We start from the raw sequence: 24,760 nt of genomic DNA, 5'->3' as shown, positions 1-24,760 counted from the left end.
GCGGCCCCCGCAAGGGGGCCGCTTTTTTTATATACTCGCCCGCGTGAACCAGCCGCATCCTCCCCGGCATCCCGCCCCTCGGCATCCCGCGACGCGGCCCCCGGGCGGAGATCCCGGCCCCGGGTCCTCGCTCCGGCTCATCGTTCTCTGCGGGATCGGTGTCGCGATCCTGCTGGCGCTGGGGACCGTGTCCCTGTTCGTGCACGTCCCGGAGGGCTCGATCGCCGCCATCCACGGCGCGCTGCGCCCTGCGGGCTGGCGCCTGCGGCGGCCGTTCGCGCACGTCCCGTTCATCCCGCTCGCCGGGCGCCTCGAGGGCGTGGAGGTGGAGCGCCGGACCGACGAGGGGGCCTCCCTCAGGATCCGCCTGTCGTTCGCCTACGAGCTCGCGCCGGACCGGCTCGCGGAGGCCGCGGCCACGCCGGCTGAACGAATGCGCGCGATTCAGGAGTCCGGCCTGCGCGGCATGGCGTCCCTGCTCGCGCGCGAGGCGCTCGAGCCGGTTCCCGTGGCCGCCCTTCTGCCGGCCCATCCCGGCGGCCCCGATTCGGGGAGCGCGGCCGGCGCCTCGGTCGCGATCGGGGCCGCCAACGCGCCCCTCTCTCGCCCCGCCGCGGAGGCGATCGCGCGCGCGCTGCGCGCCGGCGGAATCGAGCCGGCATCCCTCGTGGCCCGCATCGGCCCGCCGGCGTCGTTCGCGGTGTCGTCCGAGGCGCCCCGGCCCGAAGCCACCGGCCTGCGCGTCCTTCTGATCGGCCTCGACGGGGCCGACTGGAGCACGATCGATCCGCTGCTGCGAGCCGGCCGCCTGTCGAACCTGGCGCGCCTGATCGAGAACGGGGCGCGCGGCCCGCTGCGGTCGTACGACCCGATGATTTCCCCCCTCCTGTGGACGACCATGGTGACCGGCGTCGGGCCGGACGTGCACGGCGTCGCCGATTTCCAGGCGATCGACCCCGCGACCGGAAGGCGCATGCCGATCACCAGCCGCTTCCGGCGCGTCAAGGCGCTGTGGAACATCCTGAGCGACGCCTCCCGCTCGAGCGCCTTCGTGGCGTGGTGGGCCTCCTATCCGGCGGAGGCCGTCAGGGGAGTGCAGGTCTCGAACCTCGTGATCTTCCAGACGCTCCGGCCCCGGGCCCCCGGCGCGGTGGCGCCTGCCGGGATCACCTATCCCCAGCAGTATTTCGAGGAGATCCGGCCCTCGCTCGGGACCGCGGCCGACCTGACCTTCGAGGAGATCAGCCCGATCCTTCACATCAGCCGGGCCGAATTCGCCGAAGGGCTCGCGACGGTCCTCAAGCCCAGGACGTCCGACGACGAGTCCGAGAACCGCAAGATGGCCCAGCAGCCGGTGCCGCTGGCGATCTCGATTCTGGCCGGATCGAAGAACTACGCCGCGATCGCGGCGGACCTCGCCGCCCGCCGTCTGGACCTGACGGCCGTGTATTTCGAGGGGATCGACATGATGGGGCACCGTTTCCAGCACTGCATGCCGCCTCGCATGGCGATCTGCCCCGAGCAGGATTTCCGGCGCTACCGGGACGCGGTCACCGGCTTCTACGTCAGGCAGGACGAGCTCCTGGGCACGATCCTGCGCGCCGCCGGACCGGAGACGACCGTGATGGTCGTGTCGGACCACGGGTTCAAGACCGGAGCGGACCGCCCGCTGGACGTGCTCCCCTTCACGACCCAGCAGCCGGTCGAATGGCATCGCGAAGACGGCATCCTGATCCTGAGCGGCCCCGGGGCGCGCCGCGCCCGCCTGGGGCCGCGCGCCACCCTGTTCGACATCGCGCCGACGCTCCTGTACCTCCTCGGGCTGCCCGCCTCCGAGGAGATGCCGGGGCGGGTCCTGCTCGAGGCCATCGACCCGAAGTTCGCCGCCTCGTTCCCGGTGCGCACCATCCCCTCCTACGAGCGCTTCGGCGCCCCCCGCGACACGCTCGTCGCCACGGGCCCCGGGGTGCGCGAGGCGGAAGAGGAGCTCCTCGACAACCTGCGCGCCCTCGGCTACATCGGCGGCGATGCCGGCAACGCCCCCCGCGACGGCGGCCCGCCGGAGGCCGGCGCGCCCGTCGTGGCGGGCGTGCACGCGCCCTCCGCCACCCCCCCCGCCGCTCCCGCTTCGGGGCCGGGAGCGGACACGCAGGTCTTCTACCATCGCAACCTGGCGACGTATTTCATGAAGCGGAAGGACTACGCCGGGGCGGCGAAGCAGCTGCGTCTCGCGAACGACCGGCAGAAGCTCCCCAAGAACTACCAGCTGCTGTCCGAGGCGTATCTCGGCATGGGGCAGCCCCGGCAGGCGATCGCCGCCCTCGAAGAGGGGCTGCGCACGATCGACTCGATGGATCCCGAGTCGGTCCTGTGGATCGTGCAGGTCTGCCTCTCGAGCGACGGCGGCCGGCCGGCGGCCCTCGACGCCGTGAAACGCTGGGCCACGCGCACGGAGAAGCGGCCCGGCCTCGACGACGCGATCGCGGGACTCCTTCGCGAGGACGCCGGCGACCGGGAGGGGGCCGTCGGCCTCTACTGGAAATCGCTCCAGGCCGACCCGGCGCGCGTCGTGGCGGCCCAGCGGCTGATGGCGCTCCTCCCCCAGGACAGGCACGCCGCGCTCGAGCCCTACGTGCGGCGCGCCCTGGCGCGCGATCCGCGCATCGACGAGTACCAGAACCTCCTGGGCGTGCTGCTGGCGGGGGCCGGGCGATCCGAGGAGGCCCTGGAGTCGTTCCGGCGAGCGGAGGAGCTCGATCCCGAGAATCCGCGCTTTCTGGCCAATCTCGCCGGCGCGTACGCCCAGCTCGGTCGCTGGGACGAGGCCGCGGCGGCGTACGAGCGCGCCTCGACCCTGGCGCCTGAAGCCGGCCTGTACATGAAGATGGGATCGGTCTATCGCCGGCTGGCGGAGCCGGAGCGGGCGCTGGCCGCGTTCCGGCGGGCGCGCGACCTGGGGGATCAGGGGAGCGGGCCGTACCTCGGGATGGCGCTGGCGAAGGCGGAGATGAACCGGCTGCCGGAGGCGCTCGACCTCGTGCGCCAGGGGCTCGACCGCCACCCCGGCGACCCGGCGCTGCGCTCGCTCCAGGACGATCTGATCAGGAGGGCGCGTAGTCCAGGATGAGGGCCCGGTCGTCCTGGCTCAGGTCGGTGAACCGGACGGCGACCTCGTGCGTCCCATCGGACCCCGGCGACTGGCGCACCACCTTCCCCTGCACCTTGATCTGCGACCGCGTGCCCGGCAGGAAGAACTCGATCTGCAGGACGGCCCCCACCGTGATCGGCGAGTGCGTCACCATCAGGAGCCCCGATTCGCTGAGGTCCTTCGCCTGGCCGATGACCTGACGCGTGGCATCCTTCCCGGTGATGTTGAACACCACCGTGATGCGCTCGGATTCCCGTTTCTTCAGCGACAGGATCCGCGCCACCATTCCCAGGAGCTCGTCCGGCTTCTGCGGCTTGGTGACGAACTCGGTGCACCCCGCGCTCACGCAGCGATCGCGGTTCTGGGTCGAGCCGGTGGCGCTCATGATGATGATCGGGGTCGCCGCCAGGGCCGGGTTCTTCCGCATCTCCGCGCAGGCCGTGGCGCCGTCCATCTTCGGCATCTCCAGGTCGAGCAGGATCAGGTTCGGCTGCCGGCTCAGAGCGAGGCTCACCGCGTCCACTCCGGACATCGCCGTGAGGACCTCGAACCCGCCGCGTTGAAGGTAGGATTTCTCGATTTCGAGGAACAGCTTGAGATCGTCCGCGATCAGGACCGTGACTTTCGCCAAGCGCTCCTCCCAGGGCGTCGCCCGGCGCGGCCTCCCCGTTCTTGAATCGACCGTCCGGCACGCCGTCCCGCCGCCCGTAGCCAGCGCGGGCGCGGACGTTACTACACGCATTCGGCGGGTGTCAACGCGAGCGGCCCACGACCCGCGTGGCACGGCACCGCATCCATCTGCCCTGGGGTCAAGGATTGCGGACTCTTCGCCGCCTCTTCAAGGACAGGCAGCGCTCGATCTCTCTGAGCCATTACTCGCCAGCCCATACGACCCAACTCCGCATGCGTTCGTGGCCCGCACCAGATACCAGAAACCCCTGCCCATGCTCGGGGTGCTGTTGTCGACAGCTGTGGTCGCCGCCGTTCCCGAGGCCAGGCAGGATTCGGACGCGCCGCCTCCCACGGGCAGCTCGTTGAGCGCCCCGTGAACCACATCGTAGGCGGCGGCGCCCGCATCCCAGGCGACGGTCGCCTTGTCGGAGCCGAGGCTCAGTCCCGTGACCTCTCCAGGTGCGGCCTGCGGTCCGTCCACGATACCGTCGCAGTCGTTGTCCTTGCCGTCGCAGATTTCCGGCGCACCGGGATGCACAGAGGGGTCCAGATCGTTGCAGTCGCCCTGGCAGGGGCTGAGGCCATCGCCATCCAGATCGGCGATCTGTGCCGGGCCGACTGTGTTGAGCGTCACGTTGGTGATCTCAGGAGCGTTCTGGTCGAAGAAGATGGCCGCGCCGTTGATGAATTCCGTCCCGTCCGGGACCCCCGCTCTCGGCCTGATCCGGAAGATGATAAACCCCTGGCTCCCCAGCTCGTCTTGCGTACTGTGAGGTAGATTGATTCCCGTGAAGGACCATTCGAGCACGTTATTCGGAAGGATCGCGATCGACGTGTACGGATGGCTTGTTGTGACGATTTCCAGGGTGTCGGGATCGAGATTCGGGTCGATGGCATCCAGAACGACGACGTCGAGGGCGGGCGTCAGCCCAAGGTTCTGAAAGCGGATCATGTACGTGAGCGCTTCGTCCTGACCAATGAAGCCCTCCGGACCGCATCCCGAGGGCTGCACCGTTTTGTCGTTTGGGTCGCACGAGCATTTGCACTCTTCATAGGGCAGGCCCGATCTGGGATCGACCAATGTCGTCGTCGGCCGAACTGCTATGAAGTTTGTGGTGCCTGATTGCGGTTCGGGCGGGCAAAACGCATCGAGGCCTGCCCTTGTCACGAGGCGCGCCGGCTGGTATGAGTTGTCGCACGCCACGACTTCCAACTCGACGCAGATCTTGCAGCTGATTCCCGGGGGTGCAAGGGCGCTCTGGAGATCCCAGGAGAGGTTCGGTGCCGCGGTGAGTGAATCAGACGTGGTCGTCGGGCACGTGTTGCTCACGACCGTCTCGCCAGAGAATTCGGCTGTATCAGCCAGATCGACCGTCAGGCGTCCTACGGGATGTTGAGGACCGGCCTCCAGAATAGGCACGGTACCCGCATTCCTGAAATCGGCGCAATAGAGCTGTCGAGCCGTCGGGCAGGCGGACTGGATCGGTCTTCCGTTGCAGACCGCCGGGTTGCCATATGTGGCTGTGAGGGTCGCCACAGCTGCGCACCGATATCGAACGTAGAAGTCGTTGCCCGACGAGGGAGCTCCCGGGGACACGCTCACGACGTGGGGCTGCAGGCACACCGGTCCGATCGTGCTCGTAGGGACCAGTTCAACCAGGTAATCCCCGCTCTGGAGCGGTGCCACGTACTGACCGTTGGCTCCGGTCCAGGCGTACCACGTCGGTCGTGGTTGTCCTGGTTTGGGAATGCTGGTAATGCGGACCTTCGCGGCGGCCACAGCGACCTCGTCCGGTCTGTTCTCGCGGCAGTTCTCGTCGAGGTCAACGATCACCCGTCCGCTGATATACGCCGGTTCGACTGTGTCACACTTGAGTCGATATGAGAAATCGCCGGGTTTGGAGGGATCCGGTCCGAGGAGCAATTGAAATCTGCCGTAGGGGGTGGTGATTTCCGTGGGTGTGAGATTGCGATCCTGCGCGACCACGAAGGCATAGCATGTGTCCTCCGACACACACACGGAGTATTGTTCCGGAAGCACGGTGAAATGGAGCCTCCCGGCACACGAGATATGTGGGTCTAGGGGAGTCCACACATCCTTATCGAAACCGACATCTGGCGCGACGATGACGTGGGCACCGACGACTCTCAAGGTCTTGTCGACGGCTCTGCCCTTTACCACAAGATCCAGCGCGGGAGAATAGTCGACACGACCGTTCGTTCCCACGGAGAATGAGAAACTTGCTCCGCTGCTGCATCCCACGAAGGTGAATGTGCCGCCTGGGAGTAGCTGCATTGTCTGCGGCCGCCACCCGTTCAGACAGCTGGTCACACCAGCGACCCGGAATCGTGGTTCCGTGAGATTCGTGGCATCCAAGGTGATAGGGAAACCTTTCACGGTGAGCCGGCTCCCCTCCCCGTGCACGACCCCTTCCAAGGAGGGATCGTAGGTGACGAACCCCGTGGTCGCATCCACACCGAAATAGAATTGGGAGATACTCGGTCTGTTGAGAAAGAGGTAGGTTGACGGCAGTAGCCTCAGCGGCTGCACCCTGCTCCCATCCATTGGCTGCAGCACACCATAAAGCTCGAAGAGTTTCTCCGTCAGAGCGCGGGCGTCAATTAGGATCTCGAATCCCTTTACGAGGAGTCTATTCGTCCCGACCCCTTCAAGGTAATCAGAGGGATCGTAGGTAATGTTTCCATCGAGCCCGACTCCAAAAGAGAACGCGACAAAACTGGTTGCTGACGCACGGGGGCATACCTGATAACTATAGCGATAGCTCGTGGTAGGAAGGAGATTCCACGTTTGCGGTTCCGTCCCAGTCACACAGGAAAGAGAGAGACCATAAAATGTATAGCCGGGCTCACTCAACGGGGTGGAATCGAGCGTGATACTGAATCCGTTCACGACGAGCGCGGGCGTTCCCGCCCCCTCCATTTTGCCTTGCAACGAAGTATCGTAGGTGATGTTTCCATCTTGACCTACAGCGAAATCGAGTGCGCCACCGGTGTAGCATCCCACAAACGTATAGGTCCCCGGAACGACCGTGAGCTGTTGCACTTGCGTAGCGTCGAGACAGCCAGTACCAGGTTGGAGATTGAAGTACCTTTCAGTCAAGGCGCGAGCGTCGATCGTGATGTCTGCGGCAAACGTGCTGGCCAAGCTCAGAGAACTCAGGATCAAGAGCGTTGCGATCCATCTTGGTGAATGCATTGTGTGATTCCTCTCTGCCCTGCTCGACTAGACGGGGGCGCCGCAGCGAACTGGGAGGTTCGACGGGTGGCTTGGCCAATGATTCCTCGAGAGAGTAAGCTTGGCTGGCTTATTACGCTCTTTTAGTTCTAGTGTCAAGGAGCCAATGATGATCCCAAGGATTCCGCATCCTGCGGCTGCGGACTGACAGGATGGGGTTTGGGAGGGATGGAGATTCGGGCGGAGGGCGTTTGGAGAGTTCGGGGGGTGCGGGCGAGGAGAGGGCTGGCGCTCTCGCGCGGGGTAGGAAGGAGGTTTGGGCGCGGGGCCGCCGGTGCGGTCTCGGCGGGAGCGCGGGCTTCAGGCAGATGGGGCGGGCCCCGGTTCAGCCCGAGGGTTCAAGCCGCGACCAGGCGCTGGCGCCGTCAAGGAGTGTCAGGTCATCGGCCATGCGGGCGGCCAGGGCCAGGCGCGTGAGGTGGCGGCGAACGGGAGGCTTGAGATTGCGTTCATAGAAGAGGTAGGTGGTGGCGAAGGCGATGGCGAGGGTGAGGAGGAGGACCTCGATCGCGGTGGGGTCGTGGATGAAGTAGTGGTCCAGGTGCCACAGGGTGACGAGCTCGTTGAACCCCCGGTCTTCGATACCCAGCGGTCGTGACCCCAGCGTTGGATCTTGGTGGGGAGCACGGTGGCGGCGAGGAGATCGGTGACCCAGACCCAGGTCTTCTCCTCCAGGACGTCGGTGAGGCTCCCGCCGACCATCTTGCGTTGGCGCGTCTGTTCCTCCGCCCAGACGACCCGGACGGTCCGACGGAGGGTCGTGAAGGTCGACAGGTTGGAGAGGTCCCAAAGGCGGGTGGTCTTGGGTCCCTCCACCAGGACCTGGGGAGCGACCAGACACTTCAGCTGCTCGGCGTCCTGAAACAGCTCCCGCCGTTCTTGCTTCATGACGATCACCACGTGCTTGCCGGCGTCCAGGATCGGTTCGAGGAAGGGGGCCTCGAGATACAGGGCGTCGGCCGAGATCACGTCGATCAGGCGGGCGTGCTGGTGCAGGATGCGCTTAAGGAGTCGTCGTGCCGCCGCGACTTCGCCCTCGCCGGGACGGATGAGCTCGAGGTCGAGGAGGACGGGGGGCAGGACGCCGACCCACTGGGCGGCCACGAAGCGGTGGTAGTACTCCCGCACGGTGCCGGTGGTGCACGGGATCTCCCGCACCAGGCATTGCGGGCAGCAGCGGGCCCGCGAGGCGCCGATCTCGTGGCCATCGACCGCCACCACCCGATACGACTCGCCCGGCCGGAGATGAATCGCCTTGCTGCGCCACGCGCGGTGCAGGACGGCCGACAGGATCTGGCGCGTCTTCTCCGCTGACATACTGGCGACGACGCGGCCGAGGGTGTCGGCGCTCGGTTTGCGAGCCCCGACCCACGCCTCCCACCGCCGGGAACGGCGCAGGTCCTGCTCCAACGCGTTGAAGCTGCGCACGCGCAGCACATACATCCCCAGGACCGCCAGCCAAACGGCGCGCGTCGGGATCTGGGGCAGCAGCCGACCGTCGTGCAGTCCCTCCAGGAGACGGGAAAAGCCGAAGCGTCTCTCGAGGTAGGCGGCGAAACGCCGGAGCAGGGCTATCTCTCCCGCTTCTTCAGCCGCCCGAGAAACCCCAGGGAGATCTGCTCGAGCAGCTGTCGCACCTCCGCATAACGTGCCACCCACTCCCGCACCCGCGTCTCCCACTCAACTGGGATGTAGACGGTGCGGTGCTTGCCGTTGAGGCTGAGGGCCAGATAGAGCGCGCCATGGCGGGCCGCGGGATCGGTGCGGCACCGGCAGGAGGGCTTGCCACACGAGCGGCGCATCTCGACGAGGGTACCGCGCATCAGTCCGGGCTCCCTGAGCAGGAGCCGGAGCCTCGAATACTGGGCGCGGTGGTCCTTGGGCAGGGCGGTTCGTGGGAGCATGCCGGCCTCCTCGTGACTGATATATCATTAATATATCAGACATGCAAGCGAAAACCTCGCTCTCGTCAACGCGAATTTCCTCCGGGAAGGGAATCCCGGGCTAACTCCGTGGCCCGACTGGGCGCGGACCGGGTTCAGCTATCCCCGATGCGGAACCCCTGTGATGATCCATCCGACAGGCTGATTCCCCAATCCCAGCTTCCCGCGCCGGGGGAGTATCGGTCGAAAGTTCGGTACTGCACGGCTTCGGCCACTCGATGCGGTGCGCGCTTGCTGCAACCGGGACGGTCAGCGGGCCTCGTGGTCGTCCAGCAGGACCACGTCGATCGGGTCGCCGGGCGCCATGGAGGAGACGCCGGGGGGCACGATGGCCAAGGCGTTGCCGCGGGCGCAGGCGACGAAATCGGCGGACCCACTGCTCGGGATGACCTCGACGTCATAGGCCGTCCCGTTCCACCGCGTCCGGGCCTGGACGTAGCCGGCGCGGCCCGGACGCTGGCGGACGGAGGACTTGAGGACGCCGCGCACGGGGGGCCGGACGGGGTCCGGGCAACCCATCATCCGTCGGAGCGCCGGCCGCGCGAACACCTGGAAGATGACGTAGGTCGAGACCGGATTGCCGGGGCAGCCGAAGACGAGCGTGCGGCCGCGACGGCCGAAGGTGAACGGTTTGCCGGGCCTGATCGCTACCCTGTCGAAGAGGATCTCGACGCCGGCGGCGCGCAGCGTCTTGCCGACCAGGTCGTAGACGCCCATGGACACACCCCCCGAGAGGACGAGTACGTTGTCGCAGAGACCGTCCTCGATCATCCGCCGGAGCGGGGCCTCGTCGTCGGGGGCGATGCCGAGGTAGCGAGCCGGGACTCCGGCGCGCCGCGCCAGCGCGTGGAGGAGCGGGCCGTTGCTGTTTCGGATCCGGCCGGGGGCCGGGGGCCGGTCGGGCTCGACCAACTCGTCGCCGGTGGCGAGAATCGCCAGGCGCGGCAGGCTGCCCACACGGACGCGGGTGCGGCCGCAGGAGGCCAAAACGCCGATCTCGCCGGGCCCTATGAACTCGCCGGGACGGAGCAGGACCTCCCCCTTGCGGACGTCTGTGCCGCGACGCGCGAGGTTGGCCTCGGCCTGGACGGCGCTCTTTGGTCGGACGGTGCTCGGATCGCCCGGCACCGGCTCGGTCTCCTCCACGATCAGGACGGCGTCGGCCCCCGGCGGGACCGGGGCGCCGGTCATGATGCGCGACGCGCTGCCGGGGGTCACCTTCTTCAGGGCCGCCGGGTCCATTCCGGCGGGGATCTCCTGCAGGATCCGCAGCGGCCGGAGCGTGTCCTTTAGGTCGGCGGCGATGACGGCGAATCCGTCCATCCTCGACTTGTCGAAGTCGGGGTAGTCGCGGTCGGCGCGCACCTCTTCCTGAAGGTAGCGGCCCGGCGACTCGTCCATGGGCACGTCTTCGAAAGGCAGGACGGGCGCGGCATCCAGGACGATCGACAGCGCCCGGTCGACGAGCAGGGGCTCACTCATGGCTGAAGTATATCGCGGCGCCCGGCGGCAGACCGCAGCGGGGAGGGGTTGGCCGGCAGCGGGTCGGTCAGCCGCGCGCGCGGACGACGAGGACGCGCGGGATGCCGGCGAGGTCCGCGTGGACGGCGGTGACCTCGAGGCGAGGCTGCCCGCCGTACAGGGCCCGCAGGGCCGCCTCCTGGCCGAGCCCCATCTCGGCGATCAGGTACCCGCCCGGCCTCAGGAAGTCGCCGCACTCGCGGGCGAGACGGCGGTGCACGGCGAGGGGGTCGGGGCCGGCCGACAGGGCGGCCCGGGGCTCGTGGTCGCGCACCTCCGGCATGAGGGCGGGGAACTCGCCGTCGCCGAGGTAGGGCGGGTTCGTCAGGATGAAATCGGCGCGTGCCGACAGGTCGGGGCCCGGGCCCGACCCGCGGAACGGCCCGAACAGATCGCCGCGGCGGAACTCGATCCGGGCGGCGACTCCATGCGCGGCGGCGTTCTCGCGGGCCACGCCGAGCGCCTCCTCGGAGAGGTCCCCCGCGAAGACGCGCGCCCGGGGGATCTCCCGCGCGACGGTCACCGCGAGACAGCCACTGCCGGTGCCGATGTCCAGGACGACCGGGTCGGCCGACTCGCAGAGTCGCAGGAAGGCCTCGATGAGCCCCTCGGTCTCGGGGCGCGGGATCAGGACGGCCGGGGTCACCTTGAACGCCAGCGACCAGAACTCCTGGACGCCGGTCAGGTACTGCAGGGGCTGGCGGGCGGCGCGCCTCGCGACCAGATCGCGGTACCGCGATGCGACCGGGGCCTCCACCAGCCTGTCGGGGCGGGCGTGCAGGCCGGATGTCTCGACGCCCAGGACGAAGGCCAGCAGGACCTCGGCGTCCCGGAGCGGCTCGGGGACGCCGGCCGCCTGCAGGGCCGTCCTCCCTTCCTCGACCAGGGAGGACGCGCTGCGGCTGCTCAGACGCGCACCTCTTCCTTCAACGCCTCCGCCTGGAAGTGGGCGGAGATCGGCTCGATGACCGGGTCGAGGTCCCCTTCCAGGATCTCGGGCAGCCGGTGGATCGTGAGGTTCACGCGGTGGTCGGTCAGCCGGTTCTGCGGGAAGTTGTAGGTGCGGATCTTCTCGGAGCGCTCGCCGGTGCCGACCTGGCTCCGGCGGTCCTTCGCGATGGAGTCGCGCTGCTTCTGGATCTCGAAGTCGAGCAGGCGCGAGCGCAGGACCTTCATGGCGCGCGCCTTGTTCTTGTGCTGCGAGCGCTCGTCCTGGCACTGCACCACGGTCCCGGTCGGCAGGTGGGTGATCCGGATCGCCGAGTAGGTCGTGTTGACCCCCTGGCCGCCCGGCCCCGTGGCGCAGAAGGTGTCGACCCTGAGGTCCTTCTCGTTCACCTCGATCTGCACGTCGTCCGCCTCGGGCAGGACGGCCACGGTGGCCGTGGACGTGTGGATGCGTCCCGACGACTCGGTGGCCGGCACGCGCTGCACGCGGTGCACGCCGCTCTCGTGCTTCAGCCGGCTGTAGACCTTGTTGCCGGAGATGAGCGCGATCGCCTCCTTGAGCCCCCCGAGGCCGGTCTGGCTCATGGTCAGCACTTCGACCTGCCAGCCGCGCCGCTCGGCGTAGCGGCTGTACATGCGGAACAGCTCGCCGGCGAACAGCGAGGCCTCCTCGCCGCCGGTCCCCGCCCGGATCTCGACGATCACGTTCTTCTCGTCGTTCGGATCTTTCGGCAGGAGCAGGGTGCGCAGCTCGGCCAGGAGGGCCTCCCGGCGCTGCTCCAGGGACTGCAGCTCCTCGCGGGCCATGGCGCGCATCTCCTCGTCGTTCATGAGGGCCTGCGACTCCTGGATCTGCCGCGCCACCTCCTTGTACTCGCGGTACCTCGAGACGGTCTTCTCCAGCTCGGAGTAGCTCTTGGTGACCTGACGGTAGCGGTCCTGGTCCGAGACCAGCGACGGATCGCTCATCTGGTGCGCGAGCTGCTCGAACCGGTCCTCGATGGCCGCGAGACGATTCAGAATCTCCACGTCACGACGCTCCTTGACGAAAATCTAGCACCGCGCGGGGACGGACGCCACCCGCACGGTGGGAAAGAAAACAGATCCTAGCTGTTGGGAAGGGCCGGGGACACGGGATCTAGGAGGCGGACTTGCCGGAGGCCGCTCCGGCCTTGGCCGCGGCCGCCTTGCCGGCCGCCACCTTGCCTGCCGCGGCCTTGGTCGCGGCCGCCTTCCCCGCCATGTCCTGGGTCTTGGTGTAGCGCTTCTGGAAGCGCTCCACGCGGCCGGCCGAGTCGATCAGCTTCTGCTTGCCGGTGAAGAAGGGGTGGCACTTGGCGCAGATCTCGAGACGCAGGTCGTCCCGGGTCGAGCGGGTGACGAAGGTCTCCCCGCAGGCGCAGACGACGGTGACCTGCTTGTACGCGGGATGGATCCCGGTCTTCATGTGACGACTCCCCTGGGGGCGGAAGCCCCGAAGCACCGCGCGATGTGGCGGGAGAGGGCATTATAGAAGAAACCGGCCCCGGTTGCAAAGGGACGGCGTGGATCGACGCGGGAACGCTCAGAACGAGAACAGGCAGGTCCACTTCACAGTCAGCGAGCGATCCACCACGTCGGACGGCAGCCCCTCGCGGTCGCGGCGCTCCGTGTACACGACGTAGAGGTCCGACCCGGGGCGGTACTTGTAGTTGAAACGCAGGTTGGTCGAGAGGTCGTCGAGAGCGGAGTTGTACTGCACGAAGACGTCGGCCAGAAGACGGGTCGTGGCATAGAGACCCCACCGCGCGTAGAGAAGTGTCGGGTTGAACTCCGAGGGGGGCAGGGCCGGCGACGTCGCGTCGGCGGGGCGGGACGGCAGGTCGATCTCGGTGCGCCTGACTCCGGTGCCGAAGCGCACGTGCCGCGAGATGCGGGCCGTGGCCCCCAGGTCGACGAAGCGGTACTCGCCGTCGAAGAAGTCTCCCGCCTCCATCGCCAGCGAGGCGGAGAGCGGGCGGCTCGCGTTCCCGTCGTAGCGCAGCAGCCAGTACGCCGGATGGTAGGCGCCCGGACGGACCTCCACGTCGTCGGCGGGGTCGGCGTCGTCCCCCGCGTCCAGGGTGAACGTCTCGCGCAGGCTGTCGAACGTCGGCTGGTAGCCGACTTCGATCCCGGACCCGTCGCGGAACTCCAGAGAGAGCGCCCAGTGCTGGAACCGTGTCGCCAGGTGGTGGTCCTGCCACGAGGTATAGATGTGCCGCGTGTGCGGCTCGACGCGGCGCACGAGCGCCGTGCGGGAGCGCCAGGACCAGGCGAGGAACCCCTCCGACTCCTCGATTCCGGTGCGCTGCACGAAGCCGACCTCGGGGTTGAACCCCGGGCCGATGTCGCGATGGGAGAACTGCACGTCCCAGGTGTCGTCGCTCCAGTTGGCGTACGCGTGGCCCGCTCCCTGGCTCGTGCCGAGCCCGGGCGTGCGGGTCTGCAGGATCGACCCGCCGAACTTGAGGTTCTGCAGGACCGACAGGTTCAGATCGACGCCGTAGGTGCGATTCGAGTGCGTCCCGGCCGACGGATCGGCGGGGTCGACCGGATCGTCCGGGCCGGACGGTTCCTTGCCGATCGCGATGAGCCCGAAATTCGAGCGCGCCAGGACGTCACGGCTGAGGCGCAGGACGCTGAAGTTCGTGTGCGGCTGCCCCTCGGCGTCGTCGGCCAGGATGCTCAGGAAGCCCAGGTTCGTCCGGCCGATGCGCCCCGCCATCTTCGCCCCGCCGAGAATCGGGATCGGCAGGGCGGACGCGGACAGGCCGATCCGCCGGCTGAAGAACGGCTGCAGCCCGGGCGGCGCCCCGGGGCCCGTGCGGTTGTAGCCGAAATCGAAGAAACCGGTCGACTCCAGGAAGAACTCGCGCTTCTCGGGGAAGAACAGGGGAAAGCGCGAGGTGTTGACCTGCTGGTCGTCCACCTCCGTCTCGGCGAAATCGGTGTTGAGCGTCAGGACGGCGGCCAGGTTCGGGGTCAGGTCATAGCGCGCGTCCAGCCCGATCTCGTTCTCGCGCTCGGTGCCTGACGCTCCGAGGCTCGGCTGTCTGTCGGCGCCTCCCAGGGCATAAGGCTTGAGCGCCAGGCTCTTCCCCTGCCGGATGTCCTCGAGGCCGGTGAGCGTCCCCGCCCGCGAGACGCGGAAGAGGTCCTCGTTGCGCGACAGGCGGCCCCAGAACACGTCCTCCGTGCTGCGCCTGATGTAGCGCCAGAGCTGGAGCCCCCACGGATTCGTCCGGCCGGGTTCGAAGTGGAGGGTCTTGAAGGGGATCTGCATCTCGACCGTCCAGCCGCGATCGGTGATGCGGCTCTGCACCTGCCAGACTCCGTCCCAGTCGAACGACTGCACGCGCCCTTCGTCGTAGACCAAGGCGTCGCCGCGCGCGCCGTTCGGGTTGGCCTCGAAGTAGAAGGCGTTGCGCCGGTCGTGGAACGTGTCGAGCATGATGCCGAACAGGTCGTCGTTCCTGAGGTCACCGTCCTCCTTCATCTCGAGAGCGATGATGCGGCCGGGCTCGGCGTCCGCGAGATCGGCTCCGACATAGAGGTTCTCGGCGTCGAACAGGAGGCGCACCTCCGTGGGCTGGGTGGCGGGCGCCCCCTCCGCCGGCAGGTGCTGGACGAAGTCCTTGAGCGGCTCCGCCGCCTGCCAGCACGGTTCGTCCAGCACCCCGTCGACGCGGATGGCCGATTCGCACCGGACGGCCCTGGCGATCGGACCGCCGGACGCTTCAGCGGGTGTCGGCTCCGCCCCGGCGCAGGTGCCCCAGGAGGCCAGGATCGCGACAAGCGGGATGCCATAGCGCTGCATGAAGCCATGCCTCGGGGAAATGGACGTTCCGGAACGAAGACCATGATATGCGGGCTCGCGTTAGTCCGGGCCTGTCGACGCGTGTCGCCGCCGTGGTCTTCCGGGGGAGCGTGGACTGATGCACCGGGGTCGATGGCGCGAAGAAGGACCGAGGCCGTCGATCGCTACTCGGATTCCAGGGGCACCATGTCGCGGCGGATGCGGATCCTGGTGCCCGCCACGATCTCCAGCCTGAGCCTCAGATCTTCGTAGCCGGGACTTCGCAGCGTGACGGTGCGCCTTCCGGGGCGGAGGGGCAGCAGGTCGGGATAGCCGTCGAAGTCGTCCGCGGTGCCGAGAAGCCGGTCGCCCACCCAGACCTCGGCTTCCTCGGGCCATACGTCGAGATCGACGAACCCGGCGTCAGGGACATAGTCGTTGTAATACCCGGGGCCGTAGGGATAATAGCCGTAGTAGTAGGGAGAGTACGGATACGCGTACGCCGGATAGAAGCCATAGTAGGAATAGCCGTAGATCGGGAAGCCGTAGGAGAAACCGAAGCGGAGCTGCGAGCGGCCCGAGCCCGGGCGGCCCGGGTGAGGCCGCCCTGCGTAGAGCCGCCCCGCGTACCGTCGATCCACGCGCGAGCCGTGCGGGCGTGAGCCGCGTTCGTGCGAGCCGCGCGGGTCGGCCGCGACCTCGAACACCGCGGCGCCCAGAACCAGCCCCGCGCAGAGCAGAAATGCAACCGACCGCGCCTTCATAGTCACCGCACCTGGCATGGATTCTAGCACCGTTCCACGGCCGGGACGAGTGCGGTGATGGCGCGGCCCCCGCCGGCCCGGCCCCCGCACCGGGCCTACCCCATGTTGCTCATGGAGGACAGGAATTCGTCGTTGTTCTTGGTCTTCTGCATCCGCTCGATCAAAAGCTCCATGGCCTCGACGGGGGACAGGGAGTTGAGGACCTTGCGGAGCACCCAGGAGCGATCCAGCTCCAGCTTGGCGAGGAGCAGCTCCTCCTTGCGCGTTCCGGAGCGGGTGATCTCGATCGACGGGTAGATGCGGCGATCCGCCAGCTTGCGATCCAGGTGGATCTCCATGTTGCCGGTGCCCTTGAACTCCTCGAAGATCACGTCGTCCATGCGGCTCCCCGTCTCGATGAGGGCCGTGGCGATGATGGTCAGGGATCCCCCCTCCTCGACGTTGCGGGCGGCACCGAAGAAGCGCTTGGGGCGCTGCAGCGCGTTGGCGTCCACGCCGCCCGACAGCACCTTGCCCGACGGCGGCACGATGGTGTTGTAGGCGCGGGCCAGGCGCGTGATCGAGTCGAGCAGGATGACGACGTCCTTGCGGTGCTCGACCAGCCGCTTGGCCTTCTCGATGACCATCTCGGCGACCTGCACGTGGCGGGTGGCCGGCTCGTCGAAGGTCGAGGAGATGACCTCGCCGTTGACCGAGCGCTGCATGTCGGTCACCTCTTCCGGGCGCTCGTCGATCAGCAGGACGATCAGGACGATCTCCGGATGGTTCTGGGTGATGCTGTTGGCGATGGCCTGCAGCAGCATGGTCTTGCCGGTGCGCGGCGCCGCGACGATGAGGCCGCGCTGGCCCTTGCCGATCGGGCAGAGGATGTCGAGGACGCGCGAGGACACGCTGTCGCGCGTGGTCTCGAGCTTGATCCTCTGGTTCGGGTAGAGGGGCGTGAGGTTGTCGAAGAAGATCTTCTCGCGCGCCTGGTCGGGATGCTCGAAGTTGACCGCCTCGACCTTGATCAGGGCGAAATAGCGCTCCCCCTCCTTCGGCGGCCGCACCTGCCCGGAGATCGTGTCGCCGGTGTGCAGATCGAACTTGCGGATCTGCGACGGCGAGACGTAGATGTCGTCCGGGCCGGGGAGGTAGTTGTACTCGGGCGCCCGCAGGAACCCGAAGCCGTCCGGCAGGGTCTCGAGGACGCCTTCGGCGAAGATCAGCCCGCTCTTCTCCGTCTGGGCCCGCAGGATCTCGAAGATCAGCTCCTGCTTGCGCAGGGCGGTGGCATTCGGCACGTCGAGCGCCTTGGCGATGCCGGTCAGCTCGGCGATCGACTTTTCCTTGAGCGTCCGGATGTCGAGCTTCTCGCCCGACAGCTCGGCGCGCGGCACGTCCTGGCGGTCGACTTCTTCCTCGACCGCGGTGGTGACGCCGCCCGCCGCTCCGCCGTCGGTGGCGACCGGCGCTTGCACGGCCTCCTCTGCCGGCGGGCGGCGCGGCGGCCGGCCGCCTTCACGGCCTCCCTGACGCGGGGGCCTGGACTCTCTCGAGGGTTTCACTTCGCGATCCATTTTGTCTCCATTCACGGGGTGGACCTTCCTCCTTGGGTTGCCGCCCTGGAGGCGGGCCCGTCGGCCCGCTCCGGACGGAATGTCTGTTGCTTCGTAAGGACGTCGCCGATCACGCGCCACAGCGCCGGGATGCCCTGGCCGGTCGTGGAGGACACGGCGAGGGGGCCCGTGCCCTCCGGCAGGCCGAGCCACCGGGCGGCGCGCTGCAGCGATCGCGCCCGGTCTCTCCCGGACAGCTTGTCGATCTTGGTGAGAACCACTTCGTGCCGGACACCCGCCTCCTGCAGCCACTCGCGCAGCTCGTCGTCCATGTCGGTCGGATCGTGCCGCGCGTCCACCAGGTGCAGGGCCAGGTCCGGACCCCCGGACCGGACCAGGTACGCCTCCACGAGTCCCTTCCACTGCTCGCGCACGCGGGCGGAGACCCGGGCATAGCCGAAACCCGGCAGATCCACGAAGAAGAACCGGTCGTTCACGAGAAAGAAGTTCAGCGCCCGCGTGCGCCCCGGGTCCTTGCTGGTGCGGGCCAGCCCCTTCGCCCCCAGGAGCTGGTTCAGGAGGCTCGACTTGCCGACGTTCGAGCGCCCCATGAAGGCGATGTGCGGCTGCGGCCCCCGGGGAAAGTCCTCGGGCCGGGTGGCGCTGATGTGGAAGCGGCGGGCGATGATGTTCATGTCCGGATGGGCCAAGCGGTCTTGGGCCAAATCGCTTCGGAAACGGCCTGCGGCGCGAACAAGCCGGGATGCCGGGGAAACTCCGCGGGACCGGTCCTTCCCGCGGGCCTTCGTTCAGGACGTGCTAATGAGCGATGGGACCGGGGGTTTCCTTGCCGAGGTCCTTATTATACTCCTTGTCGACCTCTCCGTGCGGTTCTCCCCGGTCCAGGGCAATCTGGAGGACCTCGTCCATGGTGTCCACCAGACGGAACTCGAGGGTCTTCTGGATGTCTTCCGGGACATCCGCCAGGTCCTTCTCGTTATCGCGCGGCAGGATGATGGTCCGGATTCCCAGCCGGTGGGCCGCCAGGACCTTCTCCTTGACGCCGCCGATCGGCAGGACCTTCCCGCGCAGGGTGATCTCGCCGGTCATCGCCACGTCGCCGCGCGCCGGGGTCTTGGTCAGGAGCGACGCCAGGGCGGTGGCCATGGTGATGCCCGCGGACGGCCCGTCCTTGGGGATGGCCCCCTCGGGGACGTGGATGTGGATGTCGAACTTGCGGTAGAAATCCTCGTCCAGGCCGAGCATCTGGCCGCGCGAGCGGATCCACGACAGCGCGGCCTGCGCCGATTCCTGCATGACGTCGCCCAGCTTGCCGGTCAGCGTCAGCTTGCCGCGCCCCTTCATCAGGGTGGCCTCGGTCACCAGGATCTCGCCGCCGGTCTCGGTCCAGGCCAGTCCGGTAGCGATGCCGATCTCGCTCTTCTTGTCGCTGGTGGCGGGACGGTAGCGGGGCACGCCGAGAAGGTCGGTGAGGTGCTCCTGCTTCACGGTGTACTGGTAGTCCTTCCCCTCTCTCACGACCCGGCGGGCCAGCTTGCGGCAGATGGAGGCGATCTCGCGCTCCAGGTTCCTCACCCCCGCTTCACGGGTGTAGCGCTCGATGATCTCCTGGATCGTCGCCTCCTCGAACGGGAACTTCTTCGGGTCGAGCCCATGGTTCTTCAGCTGCTTCGGGAGCAGGAAGCGCTGCGCGATGTTCAGCTTCTCGAACATCGTGTAGCCCGCCAGCCGCAGGATCTCCATCCGATCGCGCAGCGCCGGCGGAATCGGGTGGGTGATGTTCGCCGTGCAGATGAACATCACCTGCGACAGGTCGAACTCGGTGTCGAGATAGTGGTCCAGGAACGTGGAGTTCTGCTCGGGGTCGAGCACCTCCAGGAGCGCCGAGGACGGGTCGCCCCGGAAATCCATGCTCATCTTGTCCACTTCGTCGAGCAGGAAGACCGGGTTCTTCGTCCCGGCCTTCTTCATCATCTGGATGACCTGTCCCGGGAAGGCGCCGATGTAGGTGCGGCGGTGCCCGCGGATCTCCGCCTCGTCGCGCACGCCGCCCAGGGAGACGCGCACGAACTTGCGCCCCGTCGCCTTGGCGATCGACTGCGCCAGCGACGTCTTGCCGACGCCCGGCGGCCCGACGAAGCACAGGATCGTCCCCTTCATGCTCTTGTTGTTCACCAGGCGGCGCACCGCCAGGAACTCGACGATGCGCTCTTTGATCTTCTCGAGGCCGTAGTGGTCCTCGTTCAGGACCTTCTCGGCGAAGTCGAGGTCCCGGATCTCCTTGGTCCGCTTGTGCCAGGGAACGGAGATCAGCCAGTCGAGATAGTTGCGCGACACCGTCGCCTCGGCGCTCACGGGGGGCATGACCTCGAGGCGCTTCAGCTCCTGCATCGCCTTCTCGAGCCCCTCCTTCGACATCCGGGCGGCCGCGATCTTCTCCTTCAGCTCCTCGATCTCGTTGAGCTTGTCGTCCTTGCGCCCCAGCTCCTGCTGGATCGCCTTCATCTTCTCGTTGAGGTAGTACTCCTTCTGGGCCTTCTCCATCTGCTTCTTGACGCGCTGATGGATGCGCCGATCGACACGCAGCTTCTCGATCTCGGCGTCCAGCAGGTTCGCCAGGATCGTCAGCCGCTCGCCGGGGCCGAAGGTCTCCAGCAGGTTCTGCTTCTCTTCGATCCCGACCTGCACGTGGGCCGCGATGGTATCGGTCAGGCGGCCCGGCTCGGAGACGCGGATGGTCGAGATCATCGTCTCGTAGGGCAGGTTCGGCGAGAGCTTCACGTACTTCTCGAACAGCGAGACGACCTTGCCCATCTCGCCTTCGATCTCGGGAGTCAGGTCGACCTTCCCTTCGATCGGCTCGAGCAGCGCGACCAGGTAGCCTTCCTCTTCGCGGATCTCGAACACCTTGCCGCGCGACACGCCCTCCACCAGCAGCTTGATGTTGCCGTTCGGGAGCTTCAGGCTCTGGACGATGTTGGCGATGGTGCCGATGTAGTTGATCTCGTCGGCCTTAGGGTCGTCGGTCTTGGCGTCGCGCTGCGTCGCCAGGAAAATCCGCTTGTCCGACGCCAGGGCCTTCTCGACGGCCACGAGCGACGGCTTGCGCCCCACCACGAACGGGATCATCGTGTAGGGGAAGACCACCACGTCCCGAAGCGGAACGAGCGGCAGCGTGTCGATTTTCCGGCCCCGATCCTCGAAGGCGTTGATCATTTACCCTGCTTTCTCCATCAGGATGATGGGGGCCGTCTTGTTCTCCACGACCTCACGGGTGATCACGCACTCGGTGATGTCCGAGCGCGACGGCAACTGGTACATGAGGTCCAGCATGAGGTCTTCGAGGATCAGCCTCAGGCCCCGCGCCCCGATCTTGCGCTGCAGGCTCTGCTCGGCGATCGCTTCGAGCGCGTCCTTGGTGAAGGTCAGCGTGACGTTCTCGTACTCGAAAATCTTCTGGTACTGCTTGATCAGGGCGTTGCGCGGCTCGGTCAGGATCTTGACCAGCGCGTCCTTGTCCAGGTCGCCCAGGACGCCGATCACCGGGAGCCGGCCGACGAACTCGGGAATCAGGCCGTACTTGATCAGGTCGCCGGGCTGCACCTGGTCGAGGATCTCCTGCATGTTGCGCTGCGACTTGGTCTTGACCTCCGCCTTGAACCCCATCGCCTTCTTGCCGATGCGCTGCTCGATGATGCCGTCGAGCCCGACGAACGCCCCGCCGCACAGGAACAGGATGTTCGTGGTGTCCATCGGGATGAAGTCCTGGTGCGGGTGCTTGCGCCCGCCCTGCGGCGGCACGTTCGCGACCGTCCCTTCGAGAATCTTGAGGAGCGCCTGCTGCACCCCCTCGCCGGAGACGTCGCGGGTGATGGACGGCGAGTCGCTCTTGCGGCTGATCTTGTCGACCTCGTCGATGTAGATGATCCCCCGCTTGGCCTTCTCCAGGTCGTTCCCGGCGGCCTGCAGGAGCCTCAGGAGGATGTTCTCGACGTCCTCCCCGACGTATCCCGCCTCGGTGAGCGTCGTGGCGTCGACGATCGCGAACGGCACGCTCAGGAGCTTCGCCAGCGTCTGGGCCAGGAGCGTCTTGCCGGTGCCGGTCGGCCCGATGAGCAGGATGTTGCTCTTCTGGACCTCGACCTCGGAGCGGCGCTTCGACAGCTCGTTGCGCTTGTAGTGGTTGTACACCGCGACCGCGAGCTTCTTCTTGGCCTTTTCCTGGCCGATCACGTATTCGTCGAGGAACTCGCGGATCTCGACCGGCTTGGGCAGCTTCACCTTGGCCTTGGGCTCGTCCGGCTCGCGCTCCTCGGCGATGATGTCCAGGCAGATGTCGACGCACTCGTCGCAGATGTATACCGTGGGGCCGGCGATCAGCTTCTTGACGTCCCGCTGGTCCTTATTGCAGAAACTGCATCTCAATGATTCGCCGTCACCACGCTTGCCGGCCATGACCTATCTCCTGGAAAGAACTTCTGATGTTGCCTGGGATCCGCTGCTACTCGCGCTTGGAAATGACCTGATCGATGATGCCGTATTCCTTGGAAGCGATCGCCGTCATGATGAAGTCCCGGTCCGTGTCGCGCTGCATCCTCTCCATCGGCTGCCCCGTGTGGTGGGACAGAATGCTGTTCAGGCGCTCGCGAATCCTCAGAATCTCCTTGGCGTGGATGTCGACGTCCGTCGCCTGTCCGGAAAAATCGCCCATCGGCTGGTGCAGAATGACTCGAGAATTCGGAAGGGCAAAACGCTTTTTCGGTGAGCCCGCCGCGAGCAGCACCGCGGCCATGCTGGCGGCCTGCCCGATGCAGATCGTGGAGACATCGGGGCGTATGAACTGCATCGTGTCGTAGATGGCGAGTCCCGCCGTAACGGAACCACCCGGGCTGTTGATATAGACGGAAATGTCTTTCTCGGGGTCTTCGGCCTCAAGGTACAGCAACTGCGCAATGACTAGATTGCTGAGCGTGTCGTCGATCCCGCTCCCGATGAATACAATGTTGTCTTTGAGAAGCCGGGAGTAGATATCATACGCACGCTCACCCCGGTTGGTCTGTTCGACCACCATCGGTACGAGTGGCATGATGGGTTACTTCACCTCGTGCGTAATATTAGCACCATTGAACGCAAAGTCAAGCGACTTTTCCCTGACGATCTGCCGCCTAAGCCCCGACAGACGCTCACTTTGCGACAGTTGATCCTTCAGCGCACCGACGGTCGTCTGACGCCGCCGCGCCTCCTCCTTCAGCCAGGCGTTTACGTCGTCTTCGGTCGCCTGGAGCCCCTCCTGCTCGGCAATGGCTTCCAGGATCAGCATCGCCCGGACCATCTTGGTGGCCCCCGGGACCAGCTTCGCCCGCTCCTCGTTCCAATCCACCTGCGCCCTGGACGGATCCTTTCCCTCCGCGATCATCTCGCGGACAATCGATTCCAGGCGCCGATCGACTTCCGAATCGATCATGGCCACCGGCACCTCGATCGGGTGCCGTTCCACCAGGTAGGACAGGATCTTGTCCTTGGCCTCCGCCTCCTCCGACGCTTTGGCCCGTCTTTCCAGCTCGCTTTTCACCTTCTTTTCGAGCTCGGCGAGACTCTGAAAATCGCCCAGTTCCTTGGCCAGATTGTCGTCGATATTCGGCAGCACTTTCTTCTTTAATTCCTTGATTTTTATGGTGTAGGAGACGCTGCATCCGCGCAGCGCGCCGGCCCGTTCCTCGTCGGGGTAGGTCGTCTCGAACGAGCGCGCATCCCCGGCCTGCGCCCCCAGGATCGCGGCGTTGAAGTCGGGATGGTTGTTCTCGGCGCCCGCCTCGAGGAAGAGCGGCTCGTCGACCAGGTTCTTCCCCTTCCCCTTGAGGAACCGGCACGACAGCGTTCCGACCACGAAGTCGCCCTTCTGCACCGGGCGGCCGGTGATCTCCTCCAGCTTGGCGGCGCGATCGGCCAGCTCGGCCAGCGACGCCGCGACCATCTCGGGGGTGACCTGGCGCCGCGCGACCGAGATCGCCATGCCGCGATAATCCGCCACGGTCACGACCGGCCGGACCTCGAAGGTCGCCTTGAACGTCAGGGGCCGCCCCGCCTCGTAGTGGACCTCGTTGAGGACCGGAGCGTCCACCGGCAGGAGCTTCTTCTCCTCGAGGGCCCGGGCCGAGTACTCGCGCACCATCCGCCCGACCACCTCGTCCCGGACGTCCTTCCCGAATCGCTGCCGCACGACATCGAGCGGGATCTTCCCCTGGCGGAAGCCGGGGACCCGCGCGTGCCGGGAGTACTCCCGGATCGATTTCTCGAGCTCCTCGGAGACCTGCTCGCCCGGGATCTCGACCTCGAGACCGCGCTTGCAGCCTTCCAGCTCGTTGACCACCACTTTCATCAATTTCAATACCCTCGTCTCGGCGTCATCCTCTTGGTTTGTTGGGGGAACGACTCGGGGATGGAACCCAGCCGGTGAAGTTGGTCTTCGTTCGACAGCGGGCGATGATAGCAGGATGCCCCGGTCGATTCAAGGGTGACAGGCCGGCGGCCACCCGGGCCGGCCACCTGGCCCGGACCTGTCACCGGCGTCGATCAGGATCGCGTTGCGTCGGAGCGCGATCCGGCCTCAGTCCCGGGCGTTGGCGCGTCAACCCTCCGCTCGTTACGGTACCAGACCCCGAGGTCCTTCTTCCCGAGCCTCCACAGGATGCCGAGCGGCGCCTTGCCGCAGCAGGACGCCAGCTCGCCGTGCTCTCCCAGGTAGTGGTGGAAACGGCACGCGCAGACTCGGTTGTCGAGCCCGTTGCCGCCGCGCCGGGAGCGGTAGAGGACGTGATGGTCGTCCAGGTTCTTCCGCGAGGTGCAGCCGGGGGCGCTGCAGCGCCAACCAGCGCGGGAATAGACCGGGTCGCCGCGGCGCTTCGGGGCGCCGGTCGACACTCGGGCCCGGGCGCCGGCCCGAGCGCGTGTCGGCTCGTCTGTCGAGGCGCCGGCCGGGGCGCGGGCGATACGGTGCGGCGGGTCCCAGGTGAGGACGAAGTCCTCGAGGAGCGCCAGGAGGCCGACCCAGGCCGGCACGCGGCGGGAGCGGACGGAAAACGTCCGGGCTGCCACCATGGACGGCGCGGCGTGAGGATCCGGCCACGGTTCG

The 24,760-nt window shown here is 67.0% G+C and carries 18 protein-coding genes; 1 reads left to right on the top strand and 17 read right to left on the bottom strand.

Features of this window, described 5'->3' with window-relative positions; all coding sequences use genetic code 11:
- The first annotated feature begins 43 nt into the window (after window positions 1-43).
- A complete protein-coding gene (locus tag VGV60_02120; protein ID HEV8700049.1) occupies window positions 44-3,127 on the top strand; it encodes an alkaline phosphatase family protein in 3,084 nt (1,027 codons plus the stop codon).
- Here the strand turns inward: VGV60_02120 and VGV60_02115 are convergent.
- From VGV60_02115 to VGV60_02035, 17 genes are all read right to left on the bottom strand, one after another.
- Window positions 3,102-3,779, bottom strand: a complete 678-nt coding sequence (locus VGV60_02115; protein ID HEV8700048.1) for a response regulator — start codon at window positions 3,777-3,779, stop codon at window positions 3,102-3,104. The two genes, VGV60_02120 and VGV60_02115, sit on opposite strands and share 26 nt — an antisense overlap.
- Window positions 3,780-3,986: 207 nt before the next feature.
- On the bottom strand, window positions 3,987-7,007 hold the full coding sequence (locus VGV60_02110) for a putative metal-binding motif-containing protein (protein ID HEV8700047.1): 3,021 nt from the start codon (window positions 7,005-7,007) through the stop codon (window positions 3,987-3,989).
- Window positions 7,008-7,451: 444 nt separating this feature from the next.
- On the bottom strand, window positions 7,452-8,513 hold the full coding sequence (locus tag VGV60_02105; protein HEV8700046.1) for a hypothetical protein: 1,062 nt from the start codon (window positions 8,511-8,513) through the stop codon (window positions 7,452-7,454).
- A 134-nt stretch (window positions 8,514-8,647) separates the two neighbouring features.
- Entirely contained in the window at window positions 8,648-8,980 is a 333-nt protein-coding gene (locus VGV60_02100; protein ID HEV8700045.1) for a DUF6788 family protein, read from the bottom strand.
- 288 nt (window positions 8,981-9,268) lie between these two features.
- A complete protein-coding gene (gene glp / locus VGV60_02095) occupies window positions 9,269-10,501 on the bottom strand; it encodes a gephyrin-like molybdotransferase Glp (GenBank protein HEV8700044.1) in 1,233 nt (410 codons plus the stop codon).
- A 67-nt stretch (window positions 10,502-10,568) separates the two neighbouring features.
- On the bottom strand, window positions 10,569-11,426 hold the full coding sequence (gene prmC, locus VGV60_02090; protein ID HEV8700043.1) for a peptide chain release factor N(5)-glutamine methyltransferase: 858 nt from the start codon (window positions 11,424-11,426) through the stop codon (window positions 10,569-10,571).
- A 20-nt stretch (window positions 11,427-11,446) separates the two neighbouring features.
- Complete coding sequence (gene prfA, locus VGV60_02085) at window positions 11,447-12,511, bottom strand: peptide chain release factor 1 (GenBank protein ID HEV8700042.1); 1,065 nt, start codon at window positions 12,509-12,511, stop codon at window positions 11,447-11,449.
- Window positions 12,512-12,626: 115 nt separating this feature from the next.
- Window positions 12,627-12,935 carry a 50S ribosomal protein L31 gene (gene rpmE / locus VGV60_02080; protein HEV8700041.1) on the bottom strand — a complete coding sequence of 103 codons (309 nt, stop codon included), beginning with the start codon at window positions 12,933-12,935 and terminating at the stop codon, window positions 12,627-12,629.
- A gap of 117 nt (window positions 12,936-13,052) precedes the next feature.
- The gene (locus tag VGV60_02075) at window positions 13,053-15,326 is read right to left on the bottom strand and encodes a DUF5916 domain-containing protein (protein HEV8700040.1); all 2,274 of its coding nucleotides are present in this window, start codon (window positions 15,324-15,326) and stop codon (window positions 13,053-13,055) included.
- Window positions 15,327-15,490: 164 nt separating this feature from the next.
- Complete coding sequence (locus VGV60_02070; GenBank protein HEV8700039.1) at window positions 15,491-16,069, bottom strand: hypothetical protein; 579 nt, start codon at window positions 16,067-16,069, stop codon at window positions 15,491-15,493.
- Between the two features lie 95 nt (window positions 16,070-16,164).
- On the bottom strand, window positions 16,165-17,433 hold the full coding sequence (gene rho / locus VGV60_02065) for a transcription termination factor Rho (protein HEV8700038.1): 1,269 nt from the start codon (window positions 17,431-17,433) through the stop codon (window positions 16,165-16,167).
- Window positions 17,434-17,639: 206 nt separating this feature from the next.
- Window positions 17,640-18,317, bottom strand: a complete 678-nt coding sequence (yihA, locus tag VGV60_02060) for a ribosome biogenesis GTP-binding protein YihA/YsxC (protein HEV8700037.1) — start codon at window positions 18,315-18,317, stop codon at window positions 17,640-17,642.
- 109 nt (window positions 18,318-18,426) lie between these two features.
- The gene (lon, locus tag VGV60_02055; protein HEV8700036.1) at window positions 18,427-20,844 is read right to left on the bottom strand and encodes an endopeptidase La; all 2,418 of its coding nucleotides are present in this window, start codon (window positions 20,842-20,844) and stop codon (window positions 18,427-18,429) included.
- Entirely contained in the window at window positions 20,845-22,083 is a 1,239-nt protein-coding gene (gene clpX / locus VGV60_02050; GenBank protein ID HEV8700035.1) for an ATP-dependent Clp protease ATP-binding subunit ClpX, read from the bottom strand.
- 46 nt (window positions 22,084-22,129) lie between these two features.
- Window positions 22,130-22,714, bottom strand: a complete 585-nt coding sequence (gene clpP, locus VGV60_02045; GenBank protein HEV8700034.1) for an ATP-dependent Clp endopeptidase proteolytic subunit ClpP — start codon at window positions 22,712-22,714, stop codon at window positions 22,130-22,132.
- Window positions 22,715-22,720: 6 nt separating this feature from the next.
- Window positions 22,721-24,007 (bottom strand): trigger factor, encoded by a 1,287-nt coding sequence (gene tig / locus VGV60_02040; protein ID HEV8700033.1) that lies wholly within the window; start codon window positions 24,005-24,007, stop codon window positions 22,721-22,723.
- Between the two features lie 194 nt (window positions 24,008-24,201).
- A partial coding sequence (locus tag VGV60_02035) for an HNH endonuclease signature motif containing protein (GenBank protein ID HEV8700032.1) occupies window positions 24,202-24,760 on the bottom strand: 559 nt, incomplete at its 5' end.

The organism is Candidatus Polarisedimenticolia bacterium, assembly GCA_036001465.1.
Lineage (GTDB): Bacteria > Acidobacteriota > Polarisedimenticolia > Gp22-AA2 > Gp22-AA2 > Gp22-AA3.
This window is presented reverse-complemented; position numbering and strand designations above follow the sequence as displayed.

Coding starts and splice junctions, on each gene's coding strand:
- VGV60_02100 (HEV8700045.1), bottom strand. CDS start 8,980: ATGCTCCCACGAACCGCCCTGCCCAAGGACCACCGCGCCCAGTATTCG.
- glp (HEV8700044.1), bottom strand. CDS start 10,501: ATGAGTGAGCCCCTGCTCGTCGACCGGGCGCTGTCGATCGTCCTGGAT.
- rpmE (HEV8700041.1), bottom strand. CDS start 12,935: ATGAAGACCGGGATCCATCCCGCGTACAAGCAGGTCACCGTCGTCTGC.
- VGV60_02075 (HEV8700040.1), bottom strand. CDS start 15,326: ATGCAGCGCTATGGCATCCCGCTTGTCGCGATCCTGGCCTCCTGGGGC.
- VGV60_02070 (HEV8700039.1), bottom strand. CDS start 16,069: ATGAAGGCGCGGTCGGTTGCATTTCTGCTCTGCGCGGGGCTGGTTCTG.
- lon (HEV8700036.1), bottom strand. CDS start 20,844: ATGATCAACGCCTTCGAGGATCGGGGCCGGAAAATCGACACGCTGCCG.
- clpX (HEV8700035.1), bottom strand. CDS start 22,083: ATGGCCGGCAAGCGTGGTGACGGCGAATCATTGAGATGCAGTTTCTGC.
- clpP (HEV8700034.1), bottom strand. CDS start 22,714: ATGCCACTCGTACCGATGGTGGTCGAACAGACCAACCGGGGTGAGCGT.
- tig (HEV8700033.1), bottom strand. CDS start 24,007: ATGAAAGTGGTGGTCAACGAGCTGGAAGGCTGCAAGCGCGGTCTCGAG.